The sequence below is a fragment of the Isoptericola sp. NPDC019571 genome, from assembly GCF_044389385.1.
GTDB lineage: Bacteria > Actinomycetota > Actinomycetes > Actinomycetales > Cellulomonadaceae > Isoptericola > Isoptericola nanjingensis.
In genome coordinates, this window is the sequence record NZ_JBIRXZ010000010.1 from 123,431 (window position 1) to 135,576 (window position 12,146).

Consider the following 12,146-nt stretch of genomic DNA (forward strand, 5'->3'; position numbering starts at 1 on the left):
TCGTCGTTGCACCTGTAATCGATTTCTGTCACAGTATCCGCCATGCCCACCGGAGCCTTCCTCGGCGTCGACGTCGGTACCTCGAGCAGCAAGGGCGTGCTCGTCGGCCCGACGGGCGAGATCCTGCGCACCGCCACGCGGGCGCACGACGTCGACCGCCCCGCCCCGGGCCACGTCGAGATGGACGCCGAGACCTGGTGGTCCGAGCTCCGGGGCCTCGCGCACGAGCTCACGGCGGATCTGGCCCCCGGCGCGCACCGCCGTGCCGACGTGCCCGGCGACCTCGAGGTCGCCGCCGTCGGCGTCTCCGGCATGGGCCCGTGCGTGCTGCTGACCGACGAGGCGGGCATCCCGCTGCGCCCGGCGATCCTCTACGGCGTCGACACCCGCGCCACCGCCCAGGTCGCGCGCCTCGACGCCGAGCTCGGCCGGGACGCGATCCTCGAGTCCTGCGGCTCCGCGCTGTCCTCGCAGGCCGCCGGCCCCAAGATCGCGTGGGTCCGCGAGCACGAGCCCGACGTCTACGCACGCGCCCGGCGCCTCTTCATGCCCGCCTCGTACCTGGCGTTCCGGCTCACCGGCGAGTACGTCCTCGACCACCACTCCGCCTCGCAGTGCACGCCGCTGTACGACCCCGTCGCCCTCGGCTGGCACCCCGAGCGGGCCGAGCACGTCGCGCCCGGTCTCGCGCTGCCCCCGCTGCGCTGGCCGGGGGACGCCGCGGGGCGGACGCGCGAGCCGCTCGCGGGCGTGCCGGCCGGCACCCCCGTCATCACCGGCACGATCGACGCCTGGTCGGAGGCCGTGAGCGTCGACGCCCGGCACCCGGGCGACCTGATGCTGATGTACGGCACGACGATGTTCCTCGTCGCGACCGTCCCCGCCCCGCTCCGGAGCCCGACCCTGTGGGGCACCGTCGGCGCGTTCCCCGGCACGCACAACCTCGCCGGCGGGATGGCGACCTCCGGCGCCGTCACCGCGTGGCTGCGCGACCTCACGGGCGCCGACTACCCCGAGCTCCTCGCGGAGGCCGCCGACTCCGGGCCGGGCGCGCGGGGGCTGCTGATGCTCCCGTACTTCGCCGGCGAACGGACCCCCGTCCAGGACCCCGACGCCCGGGGCGCCGTCGTCGGCCTCACCCTCGCCCACACCCGCGGCGACCTGTACCGCGCGGCGCTCGAGGCCACCGCCTTCGGGGTGCGCCACAACATCGAGACGATGCGCGACGCCGGCGCGACGATCGACCGGGTGATCGCCGTGGGGGGCGGGACGCAGGGCGGCCTGTGGACGCAGATCGTCTCCGACGTGACGGGCCTGCCCCAGGTCGTCCCGACCCGCACGGTCGGCGCCAGCTACGGCGCGGCGGCCCTCGCCGCCGGCCTGGCGAGCCCCGACGGGCGCCCTGTCGACGTGGCCGCCTGGAACCCGCCCGCCGCGGTCCGCGAGCCGGACCCCTCCCTCCGTGCGCTCTACGACGAGCGCTACCGCCTCTACCGCGACCTGTACCCGGCGAGCCTCGACGTCGTGCACGCCCTGGCCCGCCACCGACGCCCCGAAGGAGCAGCATCGTGACCACGTACGACGTCCCGACCATCGCCGAGCCGCCGGCCGCCCCGCCGCAGACCGTCTACCTCGTCGCGTCGGGCGACCTGCGCGAGTCCGCCAACGTCGCGGGCTGGCCCACCCAGGTCGGCCTGGAACGCCTCCTGGGCGATGCCTTCGCCGGCCACGGCTGGAAGGTCGTCCGCGCCCACGAGGTCGACCCGGAGACCGGCCACGGCTTCATCAGCAGCCAGCGCATGGGCCTGGAGGTCTTCCGCGACGTCCCGCCCGACGCCCCGCTGGTGGTCGCCGAGGCCGTCTGGCAGTACAGCCACCACGTGCTGGCGGGGCTGCGGACCCACCGCGGCCCGATCCTCACGGCGGCCAACTTCGTGGGCGACTGGCCGGGCCTGGTGGGACTGCTCGGCCTCAACGCCGGACTCACCAAGATGGGCCGCGAGTACTCGACGGTCTGGACGGTGGACGGTTCGGACCCGTGGTTCCACGACGCGATCGGCGAGTGGGTCGCCACCGGCCGCATCACGCACGACGCGTCCCACGTGCACCCGCTCCCCCCGCTGCCCGAGACGGCCGAGACGGAGCTCGGCCGGGCCCTCGGCACGCAGCTGCTCCACGACAAGGCGATCGCCGGCGTCTTCGACGAGGGCTGCATGGGCATGTACAACGCGATCTTCGACGACGAGCTGCTCAACGGGATCGGCATCTACAAGGAGCGCCTGTCCCAGTCGGCGCTGTGGGCCGAAATGCAGCGGGTCCCCGACGCCGAGGCGGACGAGGTGCACGCGTGGCTCGAGGACGCGGGCATGACGTTCCGGCTGGGCACGGACGAGGCCACCGAGCTGACCCGCGCGCAGCTGCAGTGGCAGTACAAGATGTACGTCGCGGCGCTGCGGATCGCGGACGACTTCGGGCTCGACGCGGTCGGCATCCAGTACCAGCAGGGCCTCAAGGACCTCTCCCCCGCGTCCGACCTCGCGGAGGGCCTGCTCAACAACGTGCAGCGCCCGCCGGTGCGCTCGCGCGACGGCGGCCGGGTGCTGTGGGAGGGCCAGGCGTTCCCGCACTTCAACGAGGCCGACGAGGGCGTCGCCGTCGACGCCCTGGTCACGAACCGGATCTGGCGGGCGATGGGCCTTGACCCCGCGACGACGCTGCACGACGTGCGGTGGGGCGAGGAGTACGACGGGCGCTTCGTGTGGGTCTTCGAGATCTCGGGGTCGGTGCCCGCCTCGCACCTCGAGGGCGGATACGCGGGCGCCGAGGGCTGGCGCCAGGACCCGGTGTTCTTCCCGGCCGGCGGCGCCACCATCAACGGGGTGTCCCGCCCGGGCGAGATCGTCTGGTCCCGCGTGTACATCGCCGACGGCCACCTGCAGGTGGACCTCGGCCGCGGCTCCGCCGTCCGCCTCCCCGAGGAGGAGACCCGGCGCCGCAAGGAGGCCACCAACCCCGAGTGGCCGATCATGCACGCGGTCCTGCACGGGGTGTCGCGCGACCAGTTCATGGCCCGGCACAAGGCGAACCACCTCAACGTCGCGTACGCCCCCGACGCCGAGACGGCGGACCGGGCGCTCGAGGCGAAGGCGGCGTTCTTCGACGCCCTCGGGATGCCCGTCCACCTGTGCGGGGACACCGCCCTGAGCCGCTGACGACCCTGACCGCGCCGGCCCGCTCCAGACTGCGGTCCGGCCGGTCAGCGGGTGGAGACAGCTCCGGCCAGGTCGACGACGGCGGCGGTCACGGCGTCCAGCGTCGCCGCCGTCCGGCCGAGGTCGCCGTCGACCTCGAGGGAGTGGTCGCCGCCGTCCACCTCGAGCACCCGCGCCCCGGACGCCCCCGCGAGAGCAGAGTCCCACAGCGCGTCGGCGGTGCCGCCCGCCAGCAGCGCCGGTACGCCCGACGCGCCCAGCCCGGCGGCGGCGTGGCGCACCTCCGGCGCCCGGTCGGTCGTGAGCAGCGGCGTCAGCCACGCCCCGGCCAGCCCCAGCTCGACGGCGAGGGGCAGCGCCAGCGTGCCGAGCGACTTCGCCAGCACCAGGTGCACCGCGTCCGGCGCGGCGGCGACCCCTTCCCGCAGCACGTCGGCGTACACCCGCCGCGCCACGTCGAAGTCCGGCCGCCCGTCCCACACGACGGTCCGCACCGTCCAGCCGACTGCACGCAGCTCCACGGAGGGTCGCGCCAGCACCGGCCCCTCCGCCGTGTACCCGACGCCGGGCAGCACGGTCAGCACGAGCCCGGCCTCACCGTCGTCCGCCAGCACGCGAAAGTCAGCCACGACCTCAGCCTGCCACCACGGCGAGACGACAGGAGGCAGGTCGGGGAATCGCGCGCACGGTAGTCACACCCGAAGTGGAGGGCGCCCTGGCGCCCGTGAACGCTACCGTGCGCGCGATTCCTCGACGTGCCGTCGACCGTCAGGGGGCGACTCGACCGACAACCCGGTCGAGCGCCGCGACCGCATCGTCCAGCACGGACTCGTCCACCGTCAGCGCCGGTCGGAACCGCACGGACCGCTCCCCGCACCCGAGGATGAGGAAGCCCTCCGCGTGCAGCCCGGCGAGGACGGCGTCGCGCACGTCCCGCGACGGGAGGGACACGGCGCACATGAGCCCTCGGCCACGGGGGTCGGAGACGACGCCGGGGTGCGCGACGGCGAGCGTCTCGAGCCTCGACAGCAGGCCCGCGCCCACACGCGCGGCACGCTCGATCAGCCCCTCGGCCTCGATCACCTCGAGGATGCGGCGCGAGCGGACCATGTCGGCGAGGTTGCCGCCCCAGGTGGAGTTGATGCGGGAGGAGACGCGGAAGACGTTGTCGTCGATCTCGTCGACACGCCCGCCGGCCATGACGCCGCACACCTGGGCCTTCTTGCCGAAGGCGACGACGTCGGGCTGCACGCCGAGCTGCTGGTACGCCCACGCCGTCCCGGTCATGCCGACGCCGGTCTGCACCTCGTCCAGGACGAACAGGGCGTCGTGCTCGTGGCACAGCGCCTGCATGGCCTGGAGGAACTCGCCGCGCAGGTGGTGGTCGCCGCCCTCCCCCTGGATCGGTTCGGCGACGAAGCAGGCGATGTCGTGCGGGTGCGCCTCGAACGCGGCGCGGGCCTCGGCGAGCGCCCGGGCCTCGAGCGCCTGGACGTCGCGGAGCCCGCCGTCGGCGTCGTGACCGGGGTAGGGCGAGCTGATGCGCGGCCAGTCGAACTTGGGGAACCGGGCGACCTTGCCCGGCTCGGTGTTGGTGAGGGACATGGTGTAGCCGGAGCGGCCGTGGAACGCGTGCTGCAGGTGCAGCACCTTCGTGCCCAGCTCGGGCGAGCGGCCGTGCGCCTCGTTGTGCCGCGACTTCCAGTCGAACGCGACCTTGAGCGCGTTCTCGACGGCGAGGGCGCCGCCGTCGACGAAGAAGAGGTGCGGCAGGGCGTGGTCGCCGAGCACGCGGGCGAAGGTGTCGACGAAGCGGGCGAGCTCGACGGTGTAGACGTCGGAGTTGGACGGCTTGTTGATCGCGGCGCGGGTGAGCTCCTCCCGGAACAGCGGGTCGCGGAACAGGGCCGGGTGGTTCATGCCCAGGGGGTTGGACGCGAAGAAGGTGAACAGGTCGGTCCACTCCCGTCCGTCGCGGGCGTCGACGAGGGTCGAGCCGTGCGAGCGGTCGAGGTCGAGCACGAGGTCGAAGCCGTCGACGAGCAGGTGCTCGCGCAGCGACTCGAGGACGGCGGTGGCCTCGATCGAGCCGCCGACGCTGGGGGCTGTGCGCTGAGAGATTGTCTCGGTCATACCCCGACGGTAGAGGAGAACTTCCTGCCGAACCAGAGCGATGCCGAAAGAATTCTTGTCAGTGCGCCAGCGGGCGCCCTTCGAAGTACGTCCGGAGCACCACGGTGGAGCGCGTCGACACGCTCGCCTCGCGGCGGATGACGCCGAGCAGGTCCTCCAGCGCCGACGGCGAGGGCACCCGCACCAGCAGCAGGTAGTTCGCGTTGCCCGCGACGGACCAGCACGCCTCGATGCCAGGCACGTCGCGCAGCCGGTCGGGGGCGTCGTCGGCCTGCGACTGGTCCAGCGGCGTGATCTCCACGTACGCCGCGATGGGCAACCCCACGGCGTCGGGGTCGACGACGGCGCGGTAGCCGGTGATCACGCGCCGCGCCTCCAGCTTGCGCACCCGTGCCTGCACGGCGGACTGCGACAGCCCTGTCACGCCCGCGAGCGCCGCCAGGGTCGCGCGCCCGTCCTCGCGCAGCGCGCGCACGAGCGCCCGGTCGACGTCGTCCAGCGTGCCCTCGCTCATCCCGCCACCTCGGCGGACTCCAACCAGGCCATCTCGAGCTCCTCCTTCTCGGCGCCGAGCTCCCGGAGGCGCTCGTCGAGGGCCGCCACCGCGGTGTAGTCCGTCGGGTCGGCGGCGATCTGCTCGTGCAGAGTGTTCTCCTCGTCCGCGATCCGAGCCAACCTCCGCTCAATCCGTGAGATTTCCTTCTTGGCGGCCCGCACCTCCGCCGTGGAGGCCCTCGACGACGTCGTCGCAGGTCGCGATGCGGAAGCGGCGGCACCTGCGGCGGCCGGCGGGGCGTCCGCGGGCGCGGCGGCCGGGGACGTGCCCGAGGCACCCGCCCGCCGCAGCTCGAGGTACTGCTCCACCCCGCCCGGCAGGTCCCGCAGCGCGCCGTCGCCCAGCAGCGCCCACTGCCGGTCGCACACGCGCTCCAGCAGGTACCGGTCGTGCGAGACGACGATCAGTGTGCCGGGCCAGCCGTCCAGCAGGTCCTCGACGGCGGCGAGGGTGTCGGTGTCCAGGTCGTTGGTGGGCTCGTCGAGCAGCAGGACGTTCGGCTCCGAGACGAGCAGCCGCAGCAGCTGGAGACGCCGCCGCTCGCCGCCGGACAGGTCGCGCACGATCGTGTGCGCCCGCTCGCGGGTGAAGCCGAGGCGCTCGGTGAGCTGCCCGGCGGTGAGCTCCTTGCCGTCGACGACGACGGTGCGCTTCTCGCGGTCGACGACCTGCACGGCGGTGAGGTGGCCGACGTCGTCGAGCTCGCCGACGTCCTGCGTCAGCTCCGCGACGTGCACCGTCTTGCCGCGCCGCACGCGCCCGGAGTCGGGCTCGCGGCGCCCGGCCAGCAGGGACAGCAGCGTCGTCTTGCCCGCGCCGTTGACGCCGACCACGCCGTAGCGGTCGCCGGGGCCGAGGCGCCACGTGACGTCGTCGAGCAGCACGCGCCGGCCCGCCGCGTCGCGCGGCCCGGCCTCGTGACCCTCCCGCGCGGGGACGGTGACGGTGACGTCCTCGAGGTCGAGCACGTCCTTGCCGAGGCGGCGGGTGGCCATCTGCGTGAGCTCGAGGGTGTCGCGCGGCGGCGGCTCGTCGTCGATCAGGGCGGCCGCGGCGTCGAGCCGGAACTTGGGCTTGGACGTGCGGGCGGGCGCGCCGCGCTTGAGCCACGCGAGCTCCTTGCGCAGCAGGTTGTTGCGTTTCTCGGCCGCCGTGGCGGCCTGCCGCGCACGCTCGGCGCGCGCCAGGATGTACGCCGCGTACCCGCCGTCGTACCCGTCGACGCCGCCGGACCCGTCGCCGCGCACCTCCCACGTCCGGGAGCAGACCGCGTCGAGGAACCAGCGGTCGTGCGTGACGACGACCAGCGCCCCGGTGGCACCCGGGCGGCCGTAGCGGGCGGACAGGTGCTCGGCCAGCCAGGCGACGCCCTCGACGTCGAGGTGGTTGGTGGGCTCGTCAAGCAGCAGCACGTCCGGGTCCTCGACGAGCAGCGCCGCGAGCGCCACGCGGCGGCGCTGCCCGCCCGACAGGGTCGACGCCGGCTGGTCCAGGTCGAGGTCCGCCAGCAGGCCGGCGTGCACGTTGCGGATGCGGGCGTCGGACGCCCACTCGTGCGTCGCGTCGTCGCCGTGCACCAGGTCGCGGATCGTCGCCGCGTCGTCGTCGACGTCGCGCTGCACGAGCATGCCGAGCCGCGAGCCGCCCACCCGGGTGACACGGCCGGTGTCGGGCGCCTGCGTGCCCGCGAGCAGGCGCAGCAGGGTCGACTTGCCCGCCCCGTTGGGGCCGACGACGCCGATGCGGTCGCCGTCGTCGAGCCCGAGCGAGACGTCGCGGAGAAGGGTGCGGGTGCCGATGGTCAGCGCGATGCCGTCCGCGCCGAGGAGATGTGCCACCCGACGAGGGTAGTCGCCCCTTCGAGCACGCGATCCGTCGCCTGCTCGAAGGGGCGGGGGCTCAGTACAGGATCGACGCCTTGCCGCGCGGCCACGCGAGGGTGGCGTAGATCTGCACCATGGCCGCCTGCTCGAGCAGCTCGGTGTGCTCGTCACCGGCGTCGAACAGCCCGGTCCCGGAGTCCCGCGCCTCGCTCCACTGCGTGTCCGCGTAGTCCGCCATCGCGTCGCGGTAGGTGTGCCCGCCCGTCACCGACTCCAGGAGCAGCAGGTTCTTGAACCAGATCGAGTTGAAGAACATGGGCTGGCCGGCCAGACGCCCCTCGGTCACGTAGAACCGGTACGAGGCCGCCGCGATCGCCTCCGCCTTCTCCAGGTAGCGCTCCTCGCCCGTCGCCTCGTACAGCAGCGTGTACGTGCCCACCGGGACGCCCTGGTTGTACGACCACTGCGTCCGGTCGATCGACCCGTCGAGCTTGACGTTGTCCCAGTACAGGCCGTTCGGCGCGAGCAGGTGCTCGTCTGTCCAGCCGACCATCCGCTCGGCCCAGTCGAGGTAGCGACCCTCGCCGGTGAGCATGTACAGGCGGGTGGCGAGCTGCGCGCCGGGCATGGTGGACACGGTGTTGCGGTCGGTGCTCCACGGCGCCTGCGTCCAGAAGACGCCGCCCGGCGCCGGGTGGTCCGGGTCGGTGTCCCAGCCGGAGACGACCAGCTCGAAGATCTCCTCGGCCCGCTCGAGGGCCGCCCGGTCGCCCGTGGCCAGGTGCTGCTGCACCTTGGCCAGCGCGACCCACTCGTTGTCGTCGTAGAAGATGTCGCCTCCGTCGCCGTACGGGGCGCGGGCGTAGGAGTCGTACGCCGGCAGCCCGGTCGTGCCGCCGTCCGCGTTCCAGAACCGCTCCTGGCCCACCGACCGGTCCGCGAGGTCGTCGGTGAACGACCGGCCCGCCCGCCCGGGCATCCCCGTGAGGTCGAGCGTCGCGACGTGCGCCTGGGAGAACGGCCACTCGTACGAGTACGGGCGGTCCTCGGCGCCGGACGGGTAGCGCTCCCGGTAGAGCCCCGACCCGTCGTCCACGTACAGGTGCTCCTGCATCGCCTCGTAGCTGGCCACGGCTCGGGCCTGCTGCGTGCGCGGCGACGTGCCGCTCCCGTCCTCCGACGCGGACGCGGGCACCGCCGCGGCCAGGACGCACGCCAGCGCGGCGACCGTCCCGACCGATCTCGCCCCGGCTGCTCTGGTGAACCTCATCGTTCGCTCCTCTGCTCGGTGGTGCTCGGCTCGGTGGTGCCCGGTCCCCGCGTGGCGGTGCATGACGTCAGCGGCGCACGCGCAGCGTGACCACCTGGAACGGCGTCAGCTCGAGGAGCACGTCGTCGCCGTCGCGGTGCGCGGCGTCCAGCGGCCGCTCCAGCAGGTCCGTCACGACCACGCCGGTGTGCTCGAACGCCGGCGTGACACGGGCCCGGGCGCGGCCGCCGCGGCTCTCGTAGAGGCGCACGACGACATCGCCGCTGCCGTCCTCGGCGAGCTTGACGGCCTCGACGACGACGGCGTCGTCGTCCACCGAGAGCAGCGGCTCGACGCCGTGGTCCCCCGCGACGACGCGCTCGGGCAGGTTGAGCGCGTAGCCGTGGCGGACGGCGTCGTCGATGCCGGCGCCGACGACGAGCTCGCAGGTCAGCTCGTGCTCGCCCTGGTCCGCGTCGGGGTCGGGGAACTTCGGCGCGCGCAGCAGCGAGAGCCGGACGGTGGTGCCGCGGGCGCCCTGGGCGTCGGTCGCGTCGGCGGTGCGGGTCCGGGTGATGTCGTGCCCGTACGTCGAGTCGTTCGCGACGGCCACGCCGAAGCCCGGCTCCCCCACGTGGACCCACCGGTGCGCGACGGTCTCGAACCGGGCGTGGTCCCACGACGTGTTGACGTGCGTGGGCCGGTGCACGTGCCCGAACTGGATCTCCGACGTCGCGCGCTCGGCGCGCACGTCGAGCGGGAACGCGAGCTTGAGCAGCTTCTGCCGTTCGTGCCAGTCGACGCGGGTCGTGATGCGCAGGCCGCGCCCGGCGACGGGGAGCGCGAGGTCCTGCTCGACGCGCGACGACCCGACCTCGCGCAGCACGCGCACCACCGGCCCGGACGCGCCGTCGGTGACCTCGATCTTCGCCGCGTCGACGAGGTCGGTCGTGCTGCGGCGGTAGTGCTCGTCGATGTCCCACGCCTCCCACTCGTTGGGGACGTCGCGGTGCAGCTGGAGCAGGTTCGCCCTCGCGCCGGGCAGCACGGCCTCGCGCCCGCTCGACCGGTCGACGGCGGACACGACGTGCCCGTTGCCGTCGACGACGACGCGCACGAGGTCGTTCTCCAGCACCCAGCCGTCACCCTCGGCCACGGGCGTCACGGTGCCCGCGCCGCGCGCCGCGTCGAGGGCCGTGCCGCCGAGCGCCCCGACGCCGTCGCGCGCGAACGGCCCGGCGTTCACGGCCACCGGCCGATCGCCCTCCCCGACCAGCGCCCGCAGCGCGTCGTCGACGATCTCCTCGAGCTCACGGGCCACCTCGGCGTAGTTGCGCTCGGCCTCGCGGTGCACCCAGGCGATGGACGACCCGGGCAGGATGTCGTGGAACTGCTGCAGCAGGACGGTGCGCCACAGCCGCTGTAGCCGCTCGGCCGGGTAGTCCGCGCCGACGCGCACGGCCGCCGTCGCCGCCCACAGCTCGGCCTCGCGCAGCAGGTGCTCGCTGCGGCGGTTGCCGCGCTTGGTGCGCGCCTGCGACGTGTAGGTGCCGCGGTGGTACTCGAGGTACATCTCCCCCGTCCACGTGGCCGGGTTCGCGTACTCGGCCCGGGCGGCGTCGAAGAAGGACTGCGAGTCGGACAGCTCCACCTTCGGCGACCCCTCGAGGTCGCGCGTGCGCCGGGCCGCGGCCACCATCTCCCGGGTGGGGCCGCCGCCCCCGTCGCCGAAGCCGAACGGGACCAGCGACGTGTTGGCGCGGCCCTTCTCGGCGTACTGCCGCTCGGCCCGCGCGAGCTCCTCGGCGGTCAGCTCCGAGTTGTACGTGTCCACGGGTGGGAAGTGCGTGAACACCCGCGACCCGTCGATGCCCTCCCACCAGAACGTGTGGTGCGGCATGGTGTTGGTGTCGTTCCACGAGATCTTCTGCGTGAGGAAGTTGTCGCTGCCCGCCAGGCGGGCGAGCTGCGGCAGGGCCGCCGTGTACCCGAAGGAGTCCGGCAGCCACACCTCCTTCGGCTCCACGCCCAGCTCCTCGATGAAGTACCGCTTGCCGGCCATGAGCTGGCGGGCCAGCGCCTCGCCGCCCGGCATGTTGGTGTCCGACTCGACCCACATGCCGCCCACGGGCACGAACCGGCCCTCGCGCACACGCTCGCGGATCCGCTCGAACAGCTCCGGGTAGTGCTCCTGCACCCACGAGTACTGCTGCGCGGACGAGCAGGCGAACTTCACGTCCGGGTCCTCGTCCATGAGCGCGAGCACGTTGGAGAACGTGCGCGCGCACTTGCGCACGGTCTCGCGCGTGGGCCACAGCCACGCGGAGTCGATGTGCGCATGGCCGACGGCGTGCACCCGGTGGGCGGACGCCGCGGCCGGTGCGGCGAGCGCGTCCACGAGCGCCGCGCGGCCCGCGGCCGCGGTGCCGGCGACGTCGTCGGGGTCGACGGCGTCGAGCATGTCCTCGAGCGCGCGCAGCACCTCGGCCGCGCGCGGGCTCGTGGCGGGCAGCACCCGCACCAGGCCGTGCAGGGCGCGCACGTCCTGGAGCAGCTCCCACACCGTCTCGTCGACGAGGGCCACGTGCATGGTGCGCAGCGCGTAGATCGGGTCCGGCCCGGAGGTCTCCCAGGCGCCCATCGGCGTGGGCCGCGTCCACGCGCCGCCCGGCACGTCGGGGTTGGCGGCGGCCTCGACGTACACGTCGACGCGGCCGTCGGCGTCGAGCGCCTGGCCGGCGACGAGCGGCACGTGCTGGTTGCGCGGCTCGACGGCCTTGACGATGCGGCCGTCGGGGGTCCAGGCGGTGCCCTCGGCCTGGAAGCCCGGGCCCGCGCCGGTGAACCCGAGGTCGACGACGAGCTCCACGCGCGTCCCGGCGGGCGCCGCGTCCCCCGACCACTCCGCCGGCACGGCGCCCGTCACGTGGAACCACGTCGTGTCCCACGGCCGCCCCCAGGGAGAGCCGATCGCGAACGGGGCGTACGTGGCACGCGCCGCCTCGGCGAAGGGCACCGGCTCCCCGCCGACGGTCCACGCCTCGACGTCGAGCGGCCGGGTCTCGCGCAGGACGGCGGGCTCCAGCCAGTCGCGGGTGAACCGCTCGAGGCGCGCGGTGGTGCGGGCGGTGGTGTCGTGCATGGATCAGGCTCCTGATGACGGGGCGGGCGGT

8 protein-coding genes are annotated in these 12,146 nt (G+C 74.0%); 2 read left to right on the plus strand and 6 right to left on the minus strand.

Annotated elements, in window-relative coordinates:
* Positions 1-42: 42 nt before the first annotated feature.
* A complete protein-coding gene (locus tag ACH443_RS17170; RefSeq protein WP_430590999.1) occupies positions 43-1,572 on the plus strand; it encodes an FGGY-family carbohydrate kinase in 1,530 nt (509 codons plus the stop codon).
* On the plus strand, positions 1,569-3,212 hold the full coding sequence (locus ACH443_RS17175; RefSeq protein WP_430591000.1) for a fucose isomerase: 1,644 nt from the start codon (positions 1,569-1,571) through the stop codon (positions 3,210-3,212). The genes ACH443_RS17170 and ACH443_RS17175 overlap by 4 nt, the downstream gene beginning before the upstream one ends.
* 44 nt (positions 3,213-3,256) lie before the next feature.
* On the opposite strand, the gene ACH443_RS17180 is transcribed toward ACH443_RS17175, so the two are convergent.
* The 6 genes from ACH443_RS17180 to ACH443_RS17205 all read right to left on the minus strand — a co-directional run bounded on the left by ACH443_RS17180 (position 3,257) and on the right by ACH443_RS17205 (position 12,115).
* Positions 3,257-3,841 carry a hypothetical protein gene (locus tag ACH443_RS17180; protein ID WP_430591001.1) on the minus strand — a complete coding sequence of 195 codons (585 nt, stop codon included), beginning with the start codon at positions 3,839-3,841 and terminating at the stop codon, positions 3,257-3,259.
* A 139-nt stretch (positions 3,842-3,980) separates the two neighbouring features.
* Positions 3,981-5,345 carry an L-lysine 6-transaminase gene (gene lat, locus ACH443_RS17185; protein ID WP_430591002.1) on the minus strand — a complete coding sequence of 455 codons (1,365 nt, stop codon included), beginning with the start codon at positions 5,343-5,345 and terminating at the stop codon, positions 3,981-3,983.
* Between the two features lie 58 nt (positions 5,346-5,403).
* Positions 5,404-5,859, minus strand: coding sequence for an Lrp/AsnC family transcriptional regulator (locus tag ACH443_RS17190; RefSeq protein WP_430555171.1), 456 nt, complete (start codon positions 5,857-5,859; stop codon positions 5,404-5,406).
* Positions 5,856-7,739 (minus strand): ABC-F family ATP-binding cassette domain-containing protein, encoded by a 1,884-nt coding sequence (locus ACH443_RS17195; protein ID WP_429764438.1) that lies wholly within the window; start codon positions 7,737-7,739, stop codon positions 5,856-5,858. Before ACH443_RS17195 ends, ACH443_RS17190 begins: the two co-directional genes overlap by 4 nt.
* A gap of 61 nt (positions 7,740-7,800) precedes the next feature.
* Positions 7,801-8,994: a glycoside hydrolase family 76 protein gene (locus ACH443_RS17200; RefSeq protein ID WP_430591003.1), complete on the minus strand. Its 1,194-nt coding sequence runs from the start codon at positions 8,992-8,994 to the stop codon at positions 7,801-7,803.
* A 67-nt stretch (positions 8,995-9,061) separates the two neighbouring features.
* On the minus strand, positions 9,062-12,115 hold the full coding sequence (locus ACH443_RS17205; protein WP_430591004.1) for an alpha-mannosidase: 3,054 nt from the start codon (positions 12,113-12,115) through the stop codon (positions 9,062-9,064).
* Between the last annotated feature and the right edge of the window lie 31 nt (positions 12,116-12,146).

Coding starts and splice junctions, on each gene's coding strand:
- ACH443_RS17170 (WP_430590999.1), top strand. CDS start 43: ATGCCCACCGGAGCCTTCCTCGGCGTCGACGTCGGTACCTCGAGCAGC.
- lat (WP_430591002.1), bottom strand. CDS start 5,345: ATGACCGAGACAATCTCTCAGCGCACAGCCCCCAGCGTCGGCGGCTCG.
- ACH443_RS17190 (WP_430555171.1), bottom strand. CDS start 5,859: ATGAGCGAGGGCACGCTGGACGACGTCGACCGGGCGCTCGTGCGCGCG.
- ACH443_RS17200 (WP_430591003.1), bottom strand. CDS start 8,994: ATGAGGTTCACCAGAGCAGCCGGGGCGAGATCGGTCGGGACGGTCGCC.
- ACH443_RS17205 (WP_430591004.1), bottom strand. CDS start 12,115: ATGCACGACACCACCGCCCGCACCACCGCGCGCCTCGAGCGGTTCACC.